This window comes from Methylobacterium sp. (genome assembly GCF_019745455.1).
Classification (GTDB): Bacteria; Pseudomonadota; Alphaproteobacteria; order Rhizobiales; family Beijerinckiaceae; genus Methylobacterium.
Map to the genome: position 1 here is coordinate 147,446 of NZ_JAIETD010000041.1, position 20,825 is coordinate 168,270.

A 20,825-nucleotide genomic window follows, 5' to 3' on the forward strand; every position below is an offset into this window, starting at 1 on the left:
CGCCTGGAGTGTCAACTCAGCTTGTCACTTGTGGGTGACGAGCAGCCGAGTGAGGAGCGGCCGGCGTGTCGCGACCTCACACGTTCCGACGAACCCAGCCTCGTTGAGGAGCGCACGCAGCTCGGCTGGACTGCGGCAGCGTCCGCTTCCCATGGCGAGCAGGTAGAAGCCGAAATAGGCGTCGGCGATCGGCGCCGCTCCGGGCGTCTCGGCCATCGGCTCGGCGAGAAGGAGGGTGCCTCCCCCGGACAGGGCTTCGTAGACCTTGCGTAGGAGCAGGCGGACGGTGTCGTCGTCGTGGTCGTGGACCACGCGCACGAGCGAGATCAGGTCGGCGCCGGTGGGAAGCGGGTCATGCCGGAAGCTGCCGCCGGCAGTCCTCGCCCGCTCCATCAATCCGTCCGCTGCCAGGCGGGCCCGGGCCCGTTCCGCGACGGCAGGCAGATCGAACAGGGTCAGGGCGATGTCCGGCGCCGAGAGAGCGGCGGCGCTCAGGAAAGCCCCCTCTCCGCCCCCGACATCCATCAGCCGGGCATGACGATGGATCGGATAGGCGTCGAGAATGTCGGTCGCGATCAGGGCCTGCGACGCCGCCATCAGGCCGCCATAGGGCGCGACCGATTCGGCCCCCATGCTCCCGAGCTTCGCCTCGGCGGCATAGGGCCAGTAGGTCGACAGACGGGTCGGCCCGGACTCGCCGCGCAGGAGCGCCACCGGATCGGAAAGGTCCTCGTAGAGCATGGCATGGTGCTCGACCATCGCGGCGATGGCCGGGTTGCCGATCATCGCGGCGCCGAGATCGGCGAGCGCGAAGCGGCCGTCCGGAAGGCGGGTCAGGAGATCGAGGGAGGCCGCCGCCTTGAGGAGGCGCAGGGCGCGCTCCGGCGGGAGCGAGAGGCGCTCGGCAAGCCAGTCGACGGAACGCGGCCCGTTCTCGAGCATCGCGAAAAGGTCGAGGCGGACGCAGGCGAACAGGGTCTGCGAATAGACGAAGCCGGCGCAGAGATCGAACAGCGCGCGGGTGTTGCGCCGGGCGGTGCGTCGGGTCAGCGGGAAGCCGGCGGCCCAGCGCTGGAACCCCGGCTTGGCGATCGTTCGGTTACGGAAGGCGAGCCAACGCTCGCGCCAGGACACGGGGGCCGCTTTCCCATCATCCTCCGGTGAGGAAGCGTCGAGGTTCCATGCCTTGGGCACGAGTGATTCGGCGGGCACCGACCGGGCTGCCGCTCAAGCCATCGCGTGCAGCGGTTCGGCCGCGAGGCTCGCGGGGAGGAACAGGCGGGTCTGCGCCACGATCTCGGCGCGCAGGACCTCCGCCCCCGGGCAGGGCGGGATCACCTCGATCGCCTCGCGGACGAGGTGCTTGAGGCGAGCCATCGCTCCGCCGATTCCGAGTAGCGCCGCGGCGTTGGGGCGTCCGAGGGTGGCGTCGCGGCCGACGGGCTTGCCGATCTCTTCCTGCCTGCAGGCGACGTCGCTGAGGTCGTCGGCGACCTGATAGGCCTCGCCGAGGCACTCGCCGAGCAGCCGCCAGGGCAAGGGCGGCGCACCGGCGGCGGCGGCTCCCGCGACTGTCGCGGCGGCGAACAGGGCGCCGGTCTTGGCCTGCTGGTACTCGGTGAGGCCGACGGTGAGTTCCGATTCCCAGGCCTGTCCGGCGACGATGCCGGCCGGTGAGCCGACCGCCCTCGCGACCAGTCCGACAAGGGCGGCGAGGCGCTGGGGATGGCAGGCCGCACCCCGCGCCAGGGTCTCGAAGGCGGCGACGATCAGGGCGTCGCCGGTGAGCACCGCCAGCGGCACGCCGTAGGCGGCATGGACCGAAGGCTTCTGCCGCCGCATGGGCGCGTCGTCGAAACAGGGCAGGTCGTCATGGACGAGGGAGGCGCAGTGCAGGAGCTCGATCGCCGCCGCAGCCGCATCCGCCGCTGCCGGATCGTCGTCGCCGCAGGCGCGAGCCACCGAGAGGCAGAGCCGCGGCCGGATACGGTGGCCGCCCGGGAACACGGCGTAGCGGATCGCCTCGGCAAGGCGCGGCGGAGCGCCGGGCGCCTCGGCATGGGCCACGGCATTGTCGAGAGCCGTCTCGATGCGTCTGCTGGCGTCCATCCCGGCGACTCCCATGTCGTTTGTGGTTGTCATTCAAAAGTGTCAGATTAGATTGACACTCGTCAAGCGAGGTTTTCGCGAGGGGAGCGTAGCGGCGGTGACGGATCGCAAGGTCGTGGTGATCGGAGCGGGTATCGGGGGGCTGGCAGCCGCCCTGCGCCTCGCCCATGCGGGGCTCGACGTCACCGTGCTCGAGCGGGGGGCAAGGCCCGGCGGCAAGATGCGCAGCGTCTCGGCCGCCGGGCGCACCGTCGAGGCCGGGCCCACGGTCTTCACGATGCGGTGGGTCTTCGACGAGCTCTTCTCCGAATGCGGGGCCGATCTCGAGGCGAGCGTCGCCCTCACCCCCGCTCGGGTCCTCGCCCGCCATGCCTGGGATCCGGGCGAGCAGCTCGACCTCTTTGCCGATCACGAGGCCTCGGTGGAGGCGGTGCGCGCCTTTGCCGGCCCCCGCGAGGCGGATGGATTTCGGCGGTTCAGCGCGCGCGCGGCGGAGGTCTACCGCACGCTCGAAGGGCCGTTCATCCGCGGCGCTAGGCCCAGCCCGGTGGAGCTTGCCCGCCGTGTCGGGTTCTCGGGCCTTGGCGACCTCTGGCGCATCCAGCCCTTCGCCACCCTGTGGGGAGCGCTCGGCGAGTATTTCGGCGATCCGCGCCTGCGCCAGCTCTTCGGGCGCTACGCCACCTATTGCGGCGCCTCGCCCTTCGAGGCTCCGGCGACGCTGATGCTCGTCGCCCATGTGGAGGCCGAGGGCGTCTGGTCGATCGAGGGTGGCTTGAGCCGGCTCGCGGGGGCCTGTGCCGAGCTCGCCGAGGCGCGCGGCGCCCGATTCCGCTACTGCGCCGAGGTCGAACGGATCATCGTCGAGGGCGGCGCCGTCGCGGGCGTCGAGCTCGCGAACGGCGAGCGCATCGCCGCCGATGCGGTGGTCGCCAATGCCGATGTCGGCGCGCTCGGCGCCGGCCTGTTCGGCCCCGAGGCGGCGCGGGTGACGCAGCGCCTCGCCCCGGCAGAACGCTCCCTGTCCGCGGTCACGACCTGCATGGTCGCGCGGGCCGAGGGCTTCCCGCTTCTGCGGCACACCGTCTTCTTCTCGCGCGACTACGCCGCCGAATTCGCGGATCTGCGCCGGCACCGGCGCCTGCCCGCGGACCCGACGGTCTATGTCTGCGCCCAGGACCGCGGCGACGAACCGGTGCCCTCCACGGGCGGTTCCGAGCGCCTGCTCTGCCTCGTCAACGCGCCGGCCATCGGCGATCGTCCCCTCGATCCTTCGGAGTTGCGGATATGCGAGACCACGATGCGGCAGCGGCTCGAAGCCTCTGGCCTGACGCTGGCCGAGGAGCCGGGCAGCGTGACGACGGACCCGGCGGGCTTCGCGGGCCTGTTCCCGGCGACGGGGGGAGCGCTGTACGGCCGGGCCTCTCACGGCTGGATGGCGTCGTTCAAGCGGCCGGGATCGCGGACGCGGCTGCAGGGGCTGTATCTGGCGGGCGGGAGCGTCCATCCGGGGCCGGGGGTGCCAATGGCGGCGCAGTCGGGCCGGCTGGCGGCGGAGAGCCTAATGGCCGATCACGGCTCACGCCGCGCTTCGACACCCCGGTCGGTCCGGGCGGCTATGTCTGGTGGTATGTCGACGCCCTGAGCGACGACGGCCGCCAGGGGCTGACCATCATCGCCTTCATCGGCAGCGTGTTCTCGCCCTATTACGCCTGGGATCGCAGCCGGAACCCCTTCGCCCATTGTTCCGTGAACGTCGTCCTCTACGGCGACCGCTCCAACGCCTTCTGCATGACCGAACGGGGCGAGCGATCCCTGTCGCGGGACGCCCGCACCATCCAGATCGGCCCGAGCGGCCTCGAATGGGACGGCACCAGCCTGACGATCCGCCTCGACGAGGTCACGGCGCCTATCCCGTCACGGGTGCGCGGCACGGTGCGGGTCCACCCGCCGGGCATCACCCAGGCACCTCAGACCCTCGATGCGAGAGGACGCCATCGCTGGTGGCCGATGGCACCCGCCTCTCCCGTCGAGGTGAACCTGACCGAGCCGGGCGTCTCCTGGTCGGGTACGGCCTATTTCGACACCAATCACGGCGACGAGCCCCTGGAAGACGGATTTTCGCGGTGGACCTGGTGCAGGGCCGACCTGAAGCCGGGCGCGGCGATCCTCTACGATGTCGTGCGCCGCGACGGCAGCACGCAGGACCTGACGCTGCGATTCGACGCCGACGGCAGCGCCCGTGAGATCGAACCGCCCTCCCCCGCCGGCCTACCCAAGACCGGATTCTGGCGCATGCCGCGCTCCACCCGCAGCGACGACGGCCGCGCCGAAGTGGTGCGGACCTTCGAGGATACGCCGTTCTACGCCCGCTCGCTCCTCGCCTCGACCCTGTGCGGCAAGGCGGTGAAGCCGGTCCACGAGAGCTTGTCCCTCGACCGGTTCATGAATCCGCTGGTGCGCCTGATGCTGCCGTTCCGGATGCCGCGTCCGCTCGGGTGATGAGCTGACTACCCCTTCGCGGCATTGCGCTTGCGCGTCTCTGCCGCCTTCTTGGCCGAGGCCGAGCGCTGCTCGGCGGTCCGGCCGGCTGAGGCAGTGCCTCCGCGGCGGGCAGCTGGATGACCGGTGGCCTTGGCCCGCCCCGACCCGCCGGGCTTCTTGCCGCCGCCATCGTCCTTGTTGACGGTCGCCCAGGCCCGCGCCTCGGCCTCCTTCTCGGGTACGCCGCGCGATTCATAGGAATCGGCGATATGCTCGGCCTTGCGGATCTGCTTGTCGGTGTATTTCCTCTTGTCGCCCTGTGGCATTGCCGGCTCCATCGTGGCCCGCCGCTTCAATCGATGCCGGTCGGCCCGTCGAGGACGGCGCGGACCCGTCGGATCAGGTCGATGCGGCGGTAGGGTTTGTTCAGGATATCGAACTCCGAAGCCCCGGCGTCAGTTCGTTCGTAACTGGCTTCCGCATAACCGGTGGTGAGCAGAACCTTGATCTGCGGCCTGCGCTTGCGGGCTTCCCGCGCCAGCACGACGCCGTTCATGCCGCCGGGCATGATCAGGTCTGTGAAGAGAAGATTCACCGTCTCGGTCTGGTCGATGATCTCGAGGGCTTCGCGGCCGTCTCGGGCGATCAGCGTCGTGTAGCCGAAATCGCGCAGGATGGTGCGGGCAAGTTCGCCGACATCCTCTCGGTCGTCGACGATGAGGACGGTCTCCGTGCCCTGCTGCTCGACGGGGCTCGGTACGGGCCGTACCAACGGCCGCTCCTGGCGCTCGTCGGCGGGAAAGGACAGGCGCACCGTCGTGCCCTCTCCGAGGACCGATTCGATCTGCACGCTGCCGCCTGATTGCTTGGCGAAGCCGTAGACCATGGAGAGGCCAAGGCCCGTGCCCTGCCCATCCTCCTTGGTGGTGAAGAACGGGTCCATCACGCGGGTCAGCACCTCCGGCGCAATTCCCGAGCCCCCGTCCTTCACCGAGACGCTGACATAGCGGCCCGCCTCCAACCCGGACGATTCCCGTCCTTCCTTCTCGACCGCGTGATTGTCCGTGGTGATCGTGACGCGGCCGCCATGAGGCATCGCATCGCGGGCGTTGATCAGGATGTTGATGAGCGCCGCCTCCATCTGGGTCGGATCGACTCGGCAGGTCGAGAGGTCGGGCGTCAGAGCGAGGTCGACGGAGATTCCCGGACCCAAGGTCCGGCCGGCGAGGTCGACCATGTCCTGGACCAAATTGTTGAGGTTGACCGAGCGTCCCTCGAGCCGCTGCTTGCTTGCGAAAGCGAGCAACTGTCGGGTCAGGCTCGTCGCCCGCTCGGCCGCGACTCGGATGTTCTCGGTGGCTCGACCCATGCGGCTGCGGTCCGGGTCTGGCTGACCGAGGGCGGCGGCGAGAATGTCGACATAGCCGACAATGACTTGAAGCAGGTTGTTGAAGTCGTGCGCGATGCCGCCGGTGAGCTGGCCGACCGCTTCCATCTTCTGGGCCTGGACCAGGGCGTTCTCGGCATCGCGGCGGCGCGACACGTCAAGCTGAGACCCGAAGAAGTACACCAGCTCGTTCTTGGCATTATAGACCGGCGCGATGAACAGCGCGTTCCAGAAGGTCGAACCATCTTTCCGGTAGTTCAGGATCTCGGTGGCGAGTTCCCGACGTTCCGCGACGGCGCGGCGTATCTCCGCAACCGTCGTTTCGTCGGTCTCCGGGCCCTGAAGGAATCGGCAATTGCGCCCGACGAGCTCCTCGGGCGCGTAACCCGTCATCGTGATGAAGGCTTTGTTCGCGAACAGGATCGGGTTGTCGGGCTGCCGTGGGTCGGTGACGATCATCGGCATCCGCGTCGCCTCGACGGCGGCGAAGAAGATGTCGCTGTGATGGTTGCGGACTTCGGACGACGCCCCCGTCTCGACCCGTGGGGAAGCACCGGACAGGGGCATTCCAACTCTATCGTTCATGACGGGCCGGCTGCTGCCATCGCTTCGCTGGGATCGTCCCCGGGGAATTTGCTCCCCAGGGAGATGGTGATCACCGCCGCGATGTCGAGGCCCGCTGCCGTCGGAGCTTGAGCCGGCTGCTGTCTTGCAGCTCAGTCAGGCTCCTCAATCCGTCGGTGGCTCGAAGCGGACCGCGTCGATGTTGGCTCGCTCGAAGGCCTGCATCACGTGATGGTACGAGCGCACCATGTCCGTTGCGACCTCGCCCTTCGCCTCCTTCGGCTTGAGGACGAACATCAGCATCGAGCGGCCGGTCACGTCGTAGGTTTCTCCGATTCCCACATGCGCCGCCTCCTGGCTGTCGGACAGATTGGTATCGATGAGGCGGGTCCAGGCCTCGCCTCCGACCGATTCGGGCAGGGTGAACGACACCATGTCGTGATAGGCGTTGTAGAGCAGAAGCAGGGTGGCGTCGCCGCCGCGGCGGTGGATGCCTGTGGCCTGGGCGCGCCCGTCGAGGAGGACCGCCATCGAACGCGCGTCCCCCTGCGTCCAGTTCTCCGTCGTCATCTCCTCCCCGTCGGGGCGAAGCCACGTCACGTCCTTGACCCCGAGATCATCGTCGTAGGCCGCCGTGAGGAAGCGGCCGCGCGTCAAGATCGGCAGGGCCGAGCGCAGGTGCATGAGGCGCTGCGTGAACGCGGCAAGATCGCGCTCGCTGGCTCCGATTGCCTCCCAGTTCACCCAGGACACCTCGTTGTCCTGGCAATAGGCGTTGTTGTTGCCGCCCTGGCTGCGGGCGAACTCGTCGCCGGCAAGCAGCATCGGCGTGCCGCGCGACAGGAACAAGGTTGCCAGCATGTTGCGCATCTGGCGCTGGCGCACGGCCTTGATCTCGGGATCGTCCGTCTGCCCCTCGACGCCATAGTTCATCGAGAGATTGTGCGAGTGCCCGTCGCGATTGCCCTCGCCGTTCGCCTCGTTGTGCTTCTCGTTGTAGGAGACCGTGTCGGCGAGCGTGAACCCGTCATGGGCAGTGAGGAAGTTCACGGATGCCCACGGCTTGCGGCCGCGCTTGTTGAACTTGTCGGCCGAGCCTGTGATGCGGGAGGCGAGAGCCGGAAGAAGTCCCTCGTCGCCGCGCCAATAGCCGCGCACGTCGTCGCGAAAACGGTCGTTCCACTCGGCCCAGCCCGGGGGGAAACCACCGACCTGATAACCGCCAGGACCGCAATCCCAAGGCTCGGCGATGAGCTTGACCCCGTTCAGTACCGGGTCCTGCAGGCAGGTATCGAGGAAGCCGCCGCCCTCGTCGAAGCCGTGCGGCTCGCGTCCCAGGATGGTGGCGAGATCGAAGCGGAAACCGTCGACCCGCATCTCGGTGGCCCAATAGCGCAAGGAGTCGGTCACGAGCTGCAATACGCGCGGATGCGACAGGTTGAGGGTATTACCCGTGCCGGTGTCGTTGATGTAGAACTGCTCCTGGCCCGGCAGGAGCCGGTAATAGGAGGCGTTGTCGACGCCCTTGAACGAGAGGGTCGGCCCCTTCTCGTTGCCCTCCGCCGTGTGATTGTAGACGACGTCGAGGATCACCTCGAGGCCGGCGCCGTGCATGCGGGCCACCATCTCCTTGAACTCGGAAAAGGCGAAATCCGGCACGGCGGCGTAGCGCCGGGCCGGTGTGAAGAACGAGATCGTGTTGTAGCCCCAGTAGTTAACGAGGCCTTTCTCCTGAAGGTAATCGTCCTGCACGAAGGCATGGACGGGCAGCAACTCGACGGAGGTCACCCCGAGGCTCTTGATGTAGTCGAGCACCGCCGGGTTGCTGAGGCCCGCATAGGTCCCGCGCAGCCGCTCGGGCACCAGCGGATGGGTCTTGGTGAATCCCTTGACGTGAGTCTCATAGAGGACCGTCTTCTCCCACGACACGTTCGGCTTGCGGTCGCGGCCCCATGTGAAGGCCGGATCGATGACGCGGCTGCGACGGGTGAACGGCGCCGAATCGCGCTCGTCGAACGTCAGGTCGTCGCCGCTCTCCATCTGGTAGCCGAAAAGGGCCGGATGCCACGTGATGGAGCCGACGAGGCCCTTTGCGTAGGGATCGATCAGCAGCTTGTTATGGTTGAAGCGGTGGCCAGCCTTGGGCTCGTAGGGCCCGTGCACGCGGTAGCCATAGATCGTCCCCGGCCGGGCATCGGGCAGATAGCCGTGCCAGATCTCGTCGGTGTATTCGGGCAGCTCGATCCGCTCGATCTCGCGCTCGCCCGCATCGTCGAACAGGCACAGTTCCACCTTGGTGGCATGTGCCGAGAACAGCGCGAAGTTCACGCCGAGCCCGTCCCAGTTGGCGCCGAGGGGATAGGGCGAACCCTCGCGGATGCGCGATTGGGGTGCGCGTCCCTGAGAGAAGGGGCCTGCCTGAAACGTCGAATCGTCGGCCATGATTGCTCCGGGGGTGGCACCGCCCCGCCGTAGGCGCGGAACGGATTGCCTGATCGCGACGTGAACGCGGCCGTTTCCGCTTAAGCTCCCGCGAGGCCGGGAAATTTTTGCTGCGGCGCATCGTGCCGATTGCGAGGCTCTCCGCTTTCGTCCAGTTCTTCGAGAAAGGCCGACCGACGCTCAGTGTCGGTATCGTCGGTGCTGCGAGGGGAAAGCCATGACCGATCGGGATTTGGAGACGGGCGACGGCCTCCAGGCGGTGGCCGATCGCCATGGTGTCGGCCTCGACGCCGTTCGCCATCTTCTCCAGGCACTTGAAGCTGGAAACGGCACAATGGCGCAGTTCAACCATCCCGATCTCGGCGGCTTCGGACAGTGGTCCGCCGGCGGCATGATCATGATCGGCCAGATGTTCGACCAGAACCTCAAGAACCGTGTCGCCGCGCTCTGCTCCGAACTCGCCGGCTCGCTGCCCCCGGGTGGCTGGTCGAGCGTGTCCTCAGGCGGCTGGTGGCCGGACGGGCTCGGCCGTCCCGCGACCTCGGGCGCGCAGAACGGCCTGCGCTACGCTTATTTTCCGCAGAGCCGGCGGCTCGCCATCGAGTCCGGGGACGTGCTCGCCCTGTACGATACCGGCGAATACGACATCAGCGGCGTGTCGCAGCAGCAGGGCGGAAGCCAGTCTCTGCGTTTCAGCGGCCGCGGCGGCAGCGTCGACCTCGACCAGTTGAAGCGCGTCGACGACGGTCAAGACGTGCCTCCCGCTCCTCATGAGCCGGCACCCTGGCAGCCGGAGGCGGCCTCCCAACTGCGGCCGGCCGAGACCCAGAGGCCGCCGGCCGCCTCCCCGGCGCCCGTTTCGGCGAGCACCCGGAGCACGGCCTCCGAGGTCCTCGCGACGCTGGAGAAGGTCGCCGAGTTGCACGGCAAGGGCGTCCTCACCGATGCCGAGTTCGCGGCCAAGAAGGCGGAACTCCTGGCCCGGCTCTGAGGGCGCGGGCCGGCTCACCATGGCACTCCCGCGCGACCTCATCGACATCGGCACGATCTATCACGAGCCGGCGGTTCCGGACTTCGCCCGCGGCCGCGAGATCCTCGATCGGTTCCCCGACGCCAGGCGCATCGAGGTTCCCTCGCATTGGAACATCCCGAGTCTCCACGGCAACGAGGGCTCGGTGGAGGATTGGGTGCGGATCAAGCGCTCGACCCTGGTGCTCGGGGTGAAGAAGGGGCTGACGATGCGGCGCAACGGACGCAGCGCCCATTTCATCGCGCCCTCGACCTCCAATGGCTGCGCCATGGCCTGCGCCTATTGCTACGTGCCGCGGCGCAAGGGGTTCGCCAACCCGATCTCGGTCTTCGTCAATGTCGAGGCGATCGGGCAGGCGATCCGCCGCCATGCCGCCAAGCAGGGCGCCCTGCCGGAGCCCGACACCATCGACGAGGCGCGCTGGGTCTACGATATCGGCGAGAACGGCGACCTCTCGGTGGACGCGATGGTGAGCGGTACCGTGCGCGACCTCGTCGCCCTGTTCCGCGACATTCCCAACGCCAAGGCAAGCTTCGCCACCAAGGCGGTGAACCGCGACCTCCTCGCCTACGAGCCGCGGGGCAGCACCCGGATCCGCTTCTCGCTCATGCCCGAGCGGATCGCCCGGATCGTCGACGTGCGGACCTCGCCGATCGCCGAGCGGATCGCCGCGATCGACGATTTCGTGGCGGCCGGCTACGAGGTCCACGTCAATTTCTCGCCTGTCATCCTCTACGAGGGCTGGGAGGCGGATTGGCGAGACCTGTTCGAGGCCCTCGACGCGGGGATCGGCCCGGCCGCCAAGGCTCAGCTCAAGGCCGAGATCATCATGCTGACGCACAATGCCGATCTCCACGCGGTCAATCTCGGCTGGCACCCCAAGGCCGAGGATCTGCTCTGGCGCCCCGACATCCAGGAGGCCAAGATCTCCGAGGGCGGCGGGGCCAACCTGCGCTACCGGAGCCCGTGGAAGGGACGCTGGATCGCCCGCTTCAAGGACCTCATGGCCGAGCGCATCCCCTATTGCCGGGTGCGCTACGCTTTCTGACCATCTTGGGAGAACAGCCGATGAGCACGCATGAGGATTACCTGCGCGAGGCGGTGAGACTCGCCGCCGACAACGTCCAAGATGGCGGCTCGCCGTATGGCGCCGTGCTCGTCCGCAACGGCGAGGTCCTGGCGAGCGTCGCCAACAACATCCACGCGACGAACGATCCCACGGGCCATGCCGAGATGGTGGCGCTCCGGGTGGCGAGCCAGCGCCTGAACGACCGTGATCTCTCCGGCAGCATCATGTATGCGAGTGGTCAGCCCTGCCCGATGTGCCATGCCGCGATGCGGCTATCGGGCATCCGCGAGGGCTATTTCGCAAATGCCGCCGCGACCGCGGCCGGGTTCGGACTCCTCGGCACCGAGATCTATGCCGAGTTGTGCCGGCCGCTCGACGAGCAGCCGATGCGGCTGGCGCATCTCGACGTGCCGGGTGCGACCGAGCCCTACGCCGCCTGGAGGGCGCGCAAACCCTGAGGCTCGTGGATGCCGTCAGACGCGCTCAATGCGTCCAGGGCGCGGTCCTGTTGAACTTGAAATTGTCGGAATACGACAGGCCCTTGCGCATCACCGGCTTCTGCGGCTCCTCGACCCTGTAGGAGAGGCCGGCCCGTGTCGCGTAGGCGACCGCATCCTCCCTGGTATCGAATTCGAGCTTGACCTGCTGGAGCATGTCGCCTGAGCTCGTCCAGCCCATCAACGGATCGGTCTCGCGCGGCTCTGTCCGATCGAATTCGAGGATCCACTGCTTGGTGCGGGCGAGCCCGGACTGCGAGGGGTCCTTGGCGGGCTGATAGATGCGCGCGCTCGACATCGGTGATTCCGGCCTCGTGTCTGTGGTCGAACAGCCTCGTACGGCGAATGGTCGGGGCGATAGGATTCGAACCTACGACCCTCTGGTCCCAAACCAGATGCGCTACCAGACTGCGCTACACCCCGACGCGCTCGCGCGCCTCTGGGGCATAGAGTTTTCGCCACCAGGGGGCAAGCGGCCTTCGCACGCGCAAATGAGCCTGGCTCTCATACCAGGATGTCGAGAACCCGTTTTTCGGTATCGAGGGAGGATTTCAGGACGGCCGCGTTCAGGCCGATTTCGAACTTCGATTCGATCAGCTGCACGGCGGTGGCGGAGAGATCGATCTGGGTCGCCTGGGGCAGGCTCGTGCCGATCGTCGCGACCTCCTCCGCCGCGACCGCGTATCGCTGCGAAGCGGCCGCCATGCCTCCGGCCGAAATTGATACCGCGCTGATCATTGCCGCCTCTCTCACCTCAGGCGAAATGGCACGGCAACCCTTTAGTCCGGGTGCGCGAATCCGATCGCATTTGAATCATCGGATGCAGGCTTGACCATGCCACGCGCTGGCCCCACCTGCGCCGCCGAGAGTTGGCGACGGGATGAAGTGAAGGACGAGGCGATGATCGACCTGTATTACTGGCCGACCCCGAACGGCCATAAGGTGACGCTCTTCCTGGAGGAGACCCGCCTCCCCTACGCGATCAAGCCGGTCAATATCGGCAAGGGCGATCAGTTCGCTCCGGGCTTCCTCAAGATCGCGCCGAACAACCGGATGCCGGCCATCGTCGACCATGTCCCGGCCTCGGGAACGGAGCCGGTCACGCTGTTCGAATCCGGTGCGATCCTGCTCTACCTCGCCGAGAAGACCGGGCAATTCATCCCGGCAGACCTGCATGGCCGGGCCGAGGTGCTGCAATGGCTGTTCTGGCAGATGGGCGGCCTCGGGCCGATGCTCGGCCAGAACCACCATTTCACGCAATACGCGCCGGAGAAGGTCCCCTACGCCATCGACCGCTACGTCAACGAGACGAACCGCCTCTACGGCGTCCTCGACCGGCGCCTCGCCGACAGGGCCTTCCTCGCCGGCGAGGATTATTCCATCGCGGACATGGCCTCCTACCCCTGGATCGTGCCGTGGGAGAAGCAGGGACAGACCTTGAGCGACTTCCCGCACCTGCAGCGCTGGTTCGAGGCGATCGCCGAGCGCCCCGCCACCAAGGCGGCCTATGCCCGCGCGGTGGAGGTCAATCCCGACTTCGGCAAGCCCATGAGCGAGGACGCCAAGAGGGTGATGTTCGGGCAGACGGCCAAGCGCGACTGAGCTAGCGCCTCAGGTCGTCCAACGGTACCGGTGCCGCATGTGGCCGGGCCGAGAGCATCGCGTCGATGAGCGCCAGCACCTCCGCCCGGCCGACATTCGCCGCCGGCTCGAACGGCGTCCAGGTCTGGGCGAAGTCGAGGGCGGAGAAGACCTCGCGGTAGCGCAGCAATTCGCCCCGCGTCAGCGGCACGCCGCGCACGAAGGCCTTGTGCGCCGAGATCGTCAGGGCCTTCCGCGGGGCCGCCGGATCGAGCTCGAACTTGAGCGCGTCGCCGCAGAACAGGATTTTTCGCGCCCGGTCGAACAACACCGCGTGGCCGTCGAAATGGCCGGCGGTGCGGTGGAGCTCGAGACCGGGCAGCGGCTCCAGGACGTCGTCGTAGGGCCAAGAGACCTGCAGGGCGGCGCTCCATGTGAAGTCGGCCGCCGGCAGGCAGAGTTCGGGATCGAACCGGTCCTGCAGCTGCACCAGGGCGCCGTAGGAATGGGGATGCGAGGCCGAAAGGATCTGCATGCCGCCGAGATCCGCGATGTGCTTCAACGCCGCCTCGCTGAAGACCGGACAGGCCTCGAAACCCATGTTCCCATTGGGCGTGACGATCAGGTAGGCGCTCGGCCCGATGCCCGAGACCGGCTCGTTCCAGAACCGCCAGACCCCCGGCTCCAGCTCCTCCCAATGGCAGGGAAAGCGATCCTGGGCCTCGCGCTCGCTCCAGAACTGCCAGCCGCCCTGCGGCACCACGTGGCGGGCATCGAGGCACATCGGGCAGGAGGCGGGCGCCTCGAAATGGCGCTGCCAGAAGCCGCAATTGTCGCAGGTATAGGCGGGAAGCTGCAGGGCGCCCGCGAAGGGAAGATAGCCGGGGGACAAGGGACGCTCTCTCTCGGGCGAAGGGGCCGTTGCAGGACCGCCGAACGGATGGCCTCGGGCGCTGCCGATCCGCATATAGGCCGGATCGGGCGAACCGCGATATACCGCCTCGCCGAGGATATCCGACGCCGCGTCGCGTCGCGCGTCGCGCCTGTTTCGGCAGCGCCAACAAACCGCCCAGACCGATCCCGGAGGATCATGTCCGCCATCGCCGTCGACCTCACCCGGATGATCACCCGGCTCGCTCATCCGAGCCCGAGCGGGATCGACCGGGTTGACCTCGCCTATGCCCGCCACGTGTTGGCGCAGCCGGGCGAGCGCTTCGGCCTCGTCTCGACGGCGCTCGGGCCCCGCGTCCTCGACCGGGATGCCGCCGCTTCCGTGGTCGCCGCGGCGGCGGAGGGTTGGGAAGAATCCCTCGAAGCGGCCGGCGACGCAGTCTATCGCGGCCTCCTCGCGAAGCTGGGAACCGGCCCGGCGCCGGCGATTGCGTCGGCTTCCCCGCGCCCTCGGGACACCCGGCGTCGCCTGCGGGTCGAGACGGCCCTGCGCGTTCTGCGGGCGGGCGGGCACGAGGCGCTGCCGCAGGGCACGACCTATCTCCATACCTCGCATCTGCGCCTCGACCGACCCGAGCGCTTCGACTGGCTCTACGACCGACAGGACGTCCGCACCGTCTTCTTCGTCCACGACCTGATCCCGATCTCGTATCCCGAATACGGCCGGCCTGGCGAGGCCGAACGTCATGCGGTGCGCATGGAGACGATGGCGCGCCATGGAGCTCAGATCATTGCCAACTCGGCGGATGTCGCGGCGCATTTCTCGGGGTACCTCGCCCACCGCGCGTTGCCGGCGCGGCCGGTTGCCGTAGCGCCGCTCGGGGTTGAGCCGTCCTTCGCCGAAGGGCCGACGCACTTCGCTCCCGAACGCCCAACATTCGTGGTCTGCGGCACGATCGAGCCGCGCAAGAACCACCTCCTCCTGCTCAATCTCTGGCGCGATCTCGCCGCGGAGCTCGGGCCGCAGACGCCCCGCCTCGTCCTTGTCGGGCGCCGTGGCTGGGAGGCCGAGAACGTCGTCGACATGCTCGATCGTTGTCGAGCGGTCGCCGACCATGTCACCGAGGTGCGCGGCCTCTCAACCGCCGGACTTGCCGACCTCCTGCGCGGCGCCACCGCGCTCCTGATGCCGTCCTTCGCCGAAGGCTACGGCATCCCGGTGGTCGAGGCGGCGGCTTGCCGCCTGCCGGTGATCGCCTCGGACATCCCGGTCCATCGCGAGATCGGGGCGGGTTTCGCCGAGTTCCTTCATCCCCTCGACGGCGCCGGCTGGCGCCGGACGATCCTCGCAGTGAGCGACCCGAAATCCGGATTGCGCGCGGCCATGGCGGCTCGCCTCGCGGATTATGCCGCCCCCACCTGGGGCGACCACTTTACCATCGCGGAGCCGCTGCTTCACGAGTGAGGGGAGCGCGATTTGCAGATGCGATGGTTTGCGGATGTCATGGTCGGTGAATAAGGACTGCCGTCGTACAGCGTGGCGGTCGAAGGCTTTCGGGCCGCGGCCCGCCGATATCGGGAGAGGCCAGCCATGACCGTGATCGACCTTCATCGCGACGACATCAAGCGCGGTCTCGCCGACGACGAGATCCTGCTCATCGATGTGCGCGAGCCGCATGAATTCGAAGCGGGTCACATCCCTGGCGCCGTGCCGCACCCGCTCTCGACCTTTGACACACAGGCTCTCGCCGAACTGATCGCCAACGACACCCGACGCCCGGTCTTCTCCTGCATGTCGGGCGTGCGGTCGGTCCACGCCCTCAACGCTGCCCAGGAAGCCGGCCTCCCGATCGAGGCGCATTACCGGGGCGGCTTCAAGGACTGGGTGTCAGCCGGCGAGCCGGTGGATGCCTGACGAATGTCGCCAAAATGACAAAAGGCTGATCATGTGCGCGAGCGCACCCCGTGCCGCGGTACGAACCACTAGCTCGGCATGCGCAGGGAACCCGAACATGCGTAAGCCTCGACAAATTCTCCGTCTCGTGACGGTGGGCCTCGCCATCCTGATGCCCCTTTCGGCACAGGCGCAGGCCCCCGGCGGCCCGCCGCCGAAGGTGACGACTGCCAAGCCCGTCGTGCGCGAGATCGTCGAAACCGACACCTATACCGGCCGCTTCGAGGCGGTCGATTACGTCGAGGTCCGCGCGCGCGTCACAGGCTATCTCGAGAAGGTGCTGTTCCAGGACGGCGCCACCGTGAAGAAGGGCGACACGCTCTTCATCATCGATCGCCGGCCCTACAAGGCGGCCCTCGACCAGGCACAGGCCGCGCTCACCTCGGCGAAGGCCGGCCTGACTTTCTCGCAGACCGACCTCGAACGCGCCCAGACCTTGAGCCGGTCGGGCAATATCTCCGAGCAGGTCACCGACCAGCGCCGGCAGGCCTCGCAGACCGCGCAGGCCAATGTCGACAGCGCCGAGGCCGCCCTGCGCCAGGCCCAGCTCAACTACGATTTCACCGAGGTGAAGGCTCCGGTCTCTGGCCGCATCAGCCGCCGTCTCGTCACCGAGGGCAACATCGTCATCACCGACCAGACGATGCTGACGACGATCGTCTCCCTCGACCCGATCTATTTCAGCTTCACGGTCGACGAGCGCTCGTTCCTGAAATACCAGAGCACCCTCAAGATCGGCATGGGCGCGACGCAGAAGCAGAACGCCGCGCCGATCATGATCGCCCTCACCAACGAGGCCAAGCCGACCCGCAAGGGCCTGCTCGACTTCGTCGACAACCGGGTCGACAACGCCACCGGTACGGTTCTCCTGCGCGCCACCGTCGAGAACCCCGACGGGTTCATCAAGCCGGGCCTCTTCGGCATCGTCTCGCTGCCCGCTACGAAGCCCGCTCAGGGCGTTCTTCTGCCCGACGAGGCGGTCTCCGCAAATCAGGACAAGCGCATCGTCTACGTGGTGGCCGAGGATGGATCGGTTGCGACGCGAGACGTTCAGCTCGGCCCCAAGGTCGACGGCTACCGTGTGATCCGCTCGGGCCTCAAGGGCGACGAGAACGTCGTCGTGAACGGCCTTGCCCGCGTCCGACCCGGCGCCAAGGTCGCGGCGGAGGCGACGACGCTGCCGCCGGCGCGGACGTAGCGGCAAGGGCGGTGCGCTGCGATATGCCCCGTCCGGCGATTCTGTCCTGAGGCGCCCCAGGAGGCAGCCCACGATACTGGAGTTCTCCTTCGAGGCCCCATTCGGGGGAATCTCACGGAGAGGGGACGGGCGGCGTGAATGACGGGGCGACCAGGGCCCCGGACACCGGAAGGAGGCGTCTCGGCCTGCTGACGGCGACTTGTGTAGGAAGAAACGCTGCCGCCGGGGTCCTTCGGGCCATTCAGCGGCGAGAGGTCTGACCGATGCGCTTTGCCCACTTCTTCGTCGATCGGCCGATCTTCGCGTCCGTGACGTCGATCATCTTCCTGATCCTGGGCTACGTCGCCTACGAAACGCTCCCCGTGGCGCAATATCCCGAGATCGTGCCGCCTACCGTCGTGGTGCGCGCCTCCTATCCGGGCGCCAACGCCGAGACGGTCGCCGCGACGATCGCGACGCCGATCGAGCAGGAGGTGAACGGCGTCGATAACATGCTCTACATGACCTCGCTGTCGACCAACGACGGCGCCATGCAGCTCACCGTCACCTTCAAGGTCGGCACCAACCTCGATATCGCCAACGTGCTGGCGCAGAACCGCCTTTCGGTCGCCCAGCCGCGCCTGCCGCCGGATGTGCGCAACCTCGGCGTGACCGTGCGCAAGTCCTCGCCCGACCTGATGATGGTCGTGCACCTGCTCTCGCCCGACAATTCCTACGACCAGAACTACCTCTCGAACTACATCTACCTGCGCATCCGCGACGAGCTCCTGCGCCTCGACGGGGTCGGCGACATCACGGTGTTCGGCGGCTCGGAATATGCGCTCCGGATCTGGCTCGATCCCAACAAGCTCGCCGCCTACGGCCTCTCCACCAGCGACATCGTCTCGGCCCTTCAGGAGCAGAACGTCCAGGTCGCGTCCGGCGCTCTCGGTGCGCCGCCGGCCCCGAAGGACAATGCCTTCCAGCTCGTGGTGCAGTCGCAGGGCCGCTTCCAGACGGCGGAGGAGTTCACAGAGGTCATCGTCAAGGCGAGCGACGGCCGCCTGGTGCGCATCAAGGACGTCGCGCGGGTCGAGCTCGGCCAGCAGCTCTACACCACTCAGTCCTTCCTGAACGCGACGCCTGCGGTCGGCGTTGGCGTGTTCCAGCGTCCCGGCACCAACGCCCTGGAAGCGGCCAAGCAGGTCCGCCAGACCATGGAGACGATCAAGAAGAACTTCCCGCCGGGGGTCGAATACAAGATCGCCTACAACCCGACCGAGTTCATCGAGGAATCCGTCTACGAGGTCTACAAGACGCTGTTCGAGGCGGTCGCACTGGTCGTCGTCGTGGTGATGGTGTTCCTGCAGAGCTGGCGCACCGCCCTGATCCCGGTGATCGCGATTCCGGTCTCGCTGATCGGCACCTTCGCGGTGATGCAGGCGCTCGGATTCTCGATCAACAACCTGACCCTGTTCGGTCTCGTCCTCGCCATCGGCATCGTCGTCGACGACGCGATCGTCGTGGTCGAGAACGTCGAGCGCAACATGGCCGAGGGGCTCTCGCCAGGAGACGCCGCGCACAAGACCATGGACGAGGTCGGCGGGGCCGTCATCGCCATCGCCCTCGTCCTGTCGGCGGTGTTCATCCCGACCGCCTTCATCCCGGGCATCTCGGGCCAGTTCTACAAGCAGTTCGCGCTGACGATCGCGGCCTCGACCATCATCTCGATGTTCAATTCGCTGACGCTGTCGCCGGCGCTCTGCAAGATCCTGCTCAAGCCTCACCACGAGCACAAGAAGCCGACCTTCTTCCTGTCGCGGTTCGTCGCCTGGTGCGCCGACATGTTCAACCGCGGCTTCGACAAGCTCTCGCACGGCTATGCCCGCGTCATCGGCTTCCTGACCGGCAAGATGATCGGCGTCCTCGGCATGCTCGTGCTCTACGCTGCGGTGATCGCCGGGACCCTGCACCTCGCGGCGACGACGCCGACGGGCTTCATCCCTCAACAGGACCAGGGTTACCTCATCGGCGTCGTCCAGTTGCCCGCAGGCTCGGCCCTGGAGCGCACGACAGCGGTGGTGCGCAGGGCCGCCGCACTCGCCAAAGAGGTCGACGGCGTCGCCAACGCGGTCATCATCTCGGGCTTCGACGGCGCCACCTTCACCAACACCACCAACGGCGCGGTGATGTTCCTAACCCTCAAGGGAGCCAAGGAGCGTGCGGCGACCGGTAGAACCGCCGCCGCCATCACCGGCGACGTCTTCAAGGCGACCGCCGGCATCCAGGAGGCCCGCGTCCTCTTCATCCCGCCACCGCCCGTCCGGGGCTTAGGCACCGGCGGCGGCTTCAAGATGCAGATCGAGAGCCGCCAGAGTTCGGAGATCGGGCCGCTTCTCGCTGCGGTCAACGAAGTGCTGGGCCAGGCCAACCAGAGCAATGACGTCCAGCGCGTCTTCACCACCTTCGGCAACGACACCCCGCAGCTCTTCATCGACATCGACCGGACCACGGCGCGGATGCTGAACGTGCCGCTCCAAAGCGTGTTCTCGACGCTGCAGGCCAATCTCGGCGGCGCCTACGTCAACGACTTCAACACCTTCGGCCGCATCTACCAGGTCCGTGCCCAGGCCGATGCCCCCTTCCGCCTGGAGAAGCGCGACATCGAGCAGCTCAAGGTTCGCTCCTCCACCGGCGCCCTCGTGCCGATGGGAACGCTCGCCTCGATCCGGGAGATCACCGGCCCGCAGATCGTGCAACGCTTCAACCTGTTCTACTCGGTGCCGATCCAGGGCGACGCCAAACCCGGAATCTCCACTGGCCAGGCCCTCGATGCGATGGAGAAGATCGCCCAGAGCCTGCCGCAGGGATACGCCTACGACTGGACCGAAATCGCCTTCCAGCAGAAGGCGGCCGGCAACACAGCGATCCTTGTCTTCGGCCTCGGCGTGCTCCTGGTGTTCCTCGTCCTGGCCGCACAGTACGAATCCTGGGCGCTGCCTTTGGCGATCATCCTCGTGGTGCCGACCGGCGTCCTCTCGGCCCTCGGCGCTGTGCAGCTACGGGGCCAAGACAACAACATCCTGACCCAGATCGGTCTGATCGTGCTGATCGGGTTGGCCGCCAAGAACGCGATCCTCATCGTCGAATTCGCTCACCAGCTCGAGGAGACCGAGAAGAAGGGACCTGTCGCCGCGGCAGTGGAAGCCTGCCGTCTGCGCCTGCGTCCGATCCTGATGACGGCCTTCGCCTTCATCCTCGGCACCGTGCCCCTCGTCATCGCCACGGGCCCCGGCGCCGAGATGCGGCAGGCCCTCGGCACCGCCGTCTGCTTCGGCATGATCGGCGCGACGGTGTTCGGCCTGTTCCTCACCCCGGTCTTCTACGTCGTGATCCGCAAGATCCTCATCCGGTTCGCGCGAAAGCGCGGCCAGGATCCGCACGACACGACACCCGACAAGCACGACCCGCATGTCAGGCCGGCACAGGCGTGAGGACATCGTCGGATAAGGGTTGCGCCACGCAAGCTTGAAAGCTATCACCCGCCGACCCTTCGGGGTGTCGGAGCGTGGCGCAGCCCGGTTAGCGCACTAGTCTGGGGGACTAGGGGTCGGAGGTTCGAATCCTCTCGCTCCGACCA

18 protein-coding genes and 2 tRNA genes are annotated in these 20,825 nt (G+C 67.4%); 11 read left to right on the plus strand and 9 right to left on the minus strand.

Annotated features, from left to right (window positions below):
• Positions 1-24 precede the first annotated feature (24 nt).
• Positions 25-1,134, minus strand: coding sequence for a methyltransferase (locus K2Y56_RS10195; RefSeq protein WP_292507255.1), 1,110 nt, complete (start codon positions 1,132-1,134; stop codon positions 25-27).
• Between the two features lie 93 nt (positions 1,135-1,227).
• Positions 1,228-2,109: a polyprenyl synthetase family protein gene (locus K2Y56_RS10200; RefSeq protein WP_292507282.1), complete on the minus strand. Its 882-nt coding sequence runs from the start codon at positions 2,107-2,109 to the stop codon at positions 1,228-1,230.
• A 97-nt stretch (positions 2,110-2,206) separates the two neighbouring features.
• Between K2Y56_RS10200 and crtD the strand changes: the two genes are divergently transcribed.
• Positions 2,207-3,754 carry a 1-hydroxycarotenoid 3,4-desaturase CrtD gene (gene crtD / locus K2Y56_RS10205; protein ID WP_292507256.1) on the plus strand — a complete coding sequence of 516 codons (1,548 nt, stop codon included), beginning with the start codon at positions 2,207-2,209 and terminating at the stop codon, positions 3,752-3,754.
• A complete protein-coding gene (locus tag K2Y56_RS10210; protein WP_292507283.1) occupies positions 3,751-4,611 on the plus strand; it encodes a carotenoid 1,2-hydratase in 861 nt (286 codons plus the stop codon). Before crtD ends, K2Y56_RS10210 begins: the two co-directional genes overlap by 4 nt.
• Positions 4,612-4,619: 8 nt before the next feature.
• On the opposite strand, the gene K2Y56_RS10215 is transcribed toward K2Y56_RS10210, so the two are convergent.
• The 3 genes from K2Y56_RS10215 to glgX form a co-directional block, all read right to left on the minus strand.
• A complete protein-coding gene (locus K2Y56_RS10215; RefSeq protein ID WP_292507257.1) occupies positions 4,620-4,919 on the minus strand; it encodes a plasmid stabilization protein in 300 nt (99 codons plus the stop codon).
• Positions 4,920-4,945: 26 nt separating this feature from the next.
• A complete protein-coding gene (locus K2Y56_RS10220; RefSeq protein ID WP_292507258.1) occupies positions 4,946-6,547 on the minus strand; it encodes a histidine kinase famiy protein in 1,602 nt (533 codons plus the stop codon).
• A gap of 162 nt (positions 6,548-6,709) precedes the next feature.
• Positions 6,710-8,986: a glycogen debranching protein GlgX gene (gene glgX, locus K2Y56_RS10225; protein ID WP_292507259.1), complete on the minus strand. Its 2,277-nt coding sequence runs from the start codon at positions 8,984-8,986 to the stop codon at positions 6,710-6,712.
• Positions 8,987-9,203: 217 nt separating this feature from the next.
• Here glgX and K2Y56_RS10230 point away from each other — a divergent pair, with 217 nt between their 5' ends.
• Genes K2Y56_RS10230 through K2Y56_RS10240 form a run of 3 tightly spaced genes read left to right on the plus strand, consistent with a single transcriptional unit; the run spans position 9,204 to position 11,543 of the window.
• Positions 9,204-9,977, plus strand: a complete 774-nt coding sequence (locus K2Y56_RS10230; RefSeq protein WP_292507260.1) for an SHOCT domain-containing protein — start codon at positions 9,204-9,206, stop codon at positions 9,975-9,977.
• Positions 9,978-9,996: 19 nt separating this feature from the next.
• Positions 9,997-11,064 (plus strand): spore photoproduct lyase family protein, encoded by a 1,068-nt coding sequence (locus K2Y56_RS10235; RefSeq protein WP_292507261.1) that lies wholly within the window; start codon positions 9,997-9,999, stop codon positions 11,062-11,064.
• 20 nt (positions 11,065-11,084) lie between these two features.
• Positions 11,085-11,543 carry a nucleoside deaminase gene (locus K2Y56_RS10240; RefSeq protein WP_292507262.1) on the plus strand — a complete coding sequence of 153 codons (459 nt, stop codon included), beginning with the start codon at positions 11,085-11,087 and terminating at the stop codon, positions 11,541-11,543.
• A gap of 25 nt (positions 11,544-11,568) precedes the next feature.
• On the opposite strand, the gene K2Y56_RS10245 is transcribed toward K2Y56_RS10240, so the two are convergent.
• The 3 genes from K2Y56_RS10245 to K2Y56_RS10255 all read right to left on the minus strand — a co-directional run bounded on the left by K2Y56_RS10245 (position 11,569) and on the right by K2Y56_RS10255 (position 12,287).
• On the minus strand, positions 11,569-11,880 hold the full coding sequence (locus K2Y56_RS10245) for an ETC complex I subunit (protein WP_292507263.1): 312 nt from the start codon (positions 11,878-11,880) through the stop codon (positions 11,569-11,571).
• A 48-nt stretch (positions 11,881-11,928) separates the two neighbouring features.
• Positions 11,929-12,005: transfer RNA gene (locus K2Y56_RS10250), tRNA-Pro, on the minus strand.
• An 81-nt stretch (positions 12,006-12,086) separates the two neighbouring features.
• Positions 12,087-12,287 (minus strand): hypothetical protein, encoded by a 201-nt coding sequence (locus tag K2Y56_RS10255; RefSeq protein WP_292507264.1) that lies wholly within the window; start codon positions 12,285-12,287, stop codon positions 12,087-12,089.
• A gap of 195 nt (positions 12,288-12,482) precedes the next feature.
• Here K2Y56_RS10255 and K2Y56_RS10260 point away from each other — a divergent pair, with 195 nt between their 5' ends.
• Positions 12,483-13,184 (plus strand): glutathione binding-like protein, encoded by a 702-nt coding sequence (locus K2Y56_RS10260; RefSeq protein WP_292507284.1) that lies wholly within the window; start codon positions 12,483-12,485, stop codon positions 13,182-13,184.
• 1 nt (position 13,185) lies between these two features.
• On the opposite strand, the gene K2Y56_RS10265 is transcribed toward K2Y56_RS10260, so the two are convergent.
• Positions 13,186-14,055 carry an MBL fold metallo-hydrolase gene (locus K2Y56_RS10265; RefSeq protein WP_292507265.1) on the minus strand — a complete coding sequence of 290 codons (870 nt, stop codon included), beginning with the start codon at positions 14,053-14,055 and terminating at the stop codon, positions 13,186-13,188.
• Positions 14,056-14,253: 198 nt separating this feature from the next.
• On the opposite strand from K2Y56_RS10265, the gene K2Y56_RS10270 reads away from it, so the two are divergent.
• The 5 genes from K2Y56_RS10270 (at position 14,254) to K2Y56_RS10290 (ending at position 20,825) form a co-directional block, all read left to right on the plus strand.
• Positions 14,254-15,519 carry a glycosyltransferase family 1 protein gene (locus K2Y56_RS10270; RefSeq protein WP_292507266.1) on the plus strand — a complete coding sequence of 422 codons (1,266 nt, stop codon included), beginning with the start codon at positions 14,254-14,256 and terminating at the stop codon, positions 15,517-15,519.
• Positions 15,520-15,645: 126 nt separating this feature from the next.
• Positions 15,646-15,969 (plus strand): rhodanese-like domain-containing protein, encoded by a 324-nt coding sequence (locus tag K2Y56_RS10275; RefSeq protein ID WP_292507267.1) that lies wholly within the window; start codon positions 15,646-15,648, stop codon positions 15,967-15,969.
• Positions 15,970-16,120: 151 nt separating this feature from the next.
• The gene (locus K2Y56_RS10280) at positions 16,121-17,206 is read left to right on the plus strand and encodes an efflux RND transporter periplasmic adaptor subunit (protein ID WP_292507285.1); all 1,086 of its coding nucleotides are present in this window, start codon (positions 16,121-16,123) and stop codon (positions 17,204-17,206) included.
• A gap of 263 nt (positions 17,207-17,469) precedes the next feature.
• Complete coding sequence (locus tag K2Y56_RS10285; protein ID WP_292507268.1) at positions 17,470-20,679, plus strand: multidrug efflux RND transporter permease subunit; 3,210 nt, start codon at positions 17,470-17,472, stop codon at positions 20,677-20,679.
• A 68-nt stretch (positions 20,680-20,747) separates the two neighbouring features.
• Positions 20,748-20,825 (plus strand) — tRNA-Pro (locus tag K2Y56_RS10290).

Excerpts from the sequence above, each read along its gene's own strand:
- K2Y56_RS10260 (WP_292507284.1), top strand. The coding sequence starts at position 12,483 with ATGATCGACCTGTATTACTGGCCGACCCCGAACGGCCATAAGGTGACG.
- glgX (WP_292507259.1), bottom strand. The coding sequence starts at position 8,986 with ATGGCCGACGATTCGACGTTTCAGGCAGGCCCCTTCTCTCAGGGACGC.
- K2Y56_RS10245 (WP_292507263.1), bottom strand. The coding sequence starts at position 11,880 with ATGTCGAGCGCGCGCATCTATCAGCCCGCCAAGGACCCCTCGCAGTCC.
- K2Y56_RS10285 (WP_292507268.1), top strand. The coding sequence starts at position 17,470 with ATGCGCTTTGCCCACTTCTTCGTCGATCGGCCGATCTTCGCGTCCGTG.
- K2Y56_RS10200 (WP_292507282.1), bottom strand. The coding sequence starts at position 2,109 with ATGGACGCCAGCAGACGCATCGAGACGGCTCTCGACAATGCCGTGGCC.
- K2Y56_RS10275 (WP_292507267.1), top strand. The coding sequence starts at position 15,646 with ATGACCGTGATCGACCTTCATCGCGACGACATCAAGCGCGGTCTCGCC.
- K2Y56_RS10280 (WP_292507285.1), top strand. The coding sequence starts at position 16,121 with ATGCCCCTTTCGGCACAGGCGCAGGCCCCCGGCGGCCCGCCGCCGAAG.
- K2Y56_RS10255 (WP_292507264.1), bottom strand. The coding sequence starts at position 12,287 with ATGGCGGCCGCTTCGCAGCGATACGCGGTCGCGGCGGAGGAGGTCGCG.
- K2Y56_RS10220 (WP_292507258.1), bottom strand. The coding sequence starts at position 6,547 with ATGCCCCTGTCCGGTGCTTCCCCACGGGTCGAGACGGGGGCGTCGTCC.
- K2Y56_RS10270 (WP_292507266.1), top strand. The coding sequence starts at position 14,254 with ATGTCCGCCATCGCCGTCGACCTCACCCGGATGATCACCCGGCTCGCT.
- K2Y56_RS10240 (WP_292507262.1), top strand. The coding sequence starts at position 11,085 with ATGAGCACGCATGAGGATTACCTGCGCGAGGCGGTGAGACTCGCCGCC.
- K2Y56_RS10230 (WP_292507260.1), top strand. The coding sequence starts at position 9,204 with ATGACCGATCGGGATTTGGAGACGGGCGACGGCCTCCAGGCGGTGGCC.
- K2Y56_RS10235 (WP_292507261.1), top strand. The coding sequence starts at position 9,997 with ATGGCACTCCCGCGCGACCTCATCGACATCGGCACGATCTATCACGAG.
- K2Y56_RS10215 (WP_292507257.1), bottom strand. The coding sequence starts at position 4,919 with ATGCCACAGGGCGACAAGAGGAAATACACCGACAAGCAGATCCGCAAG.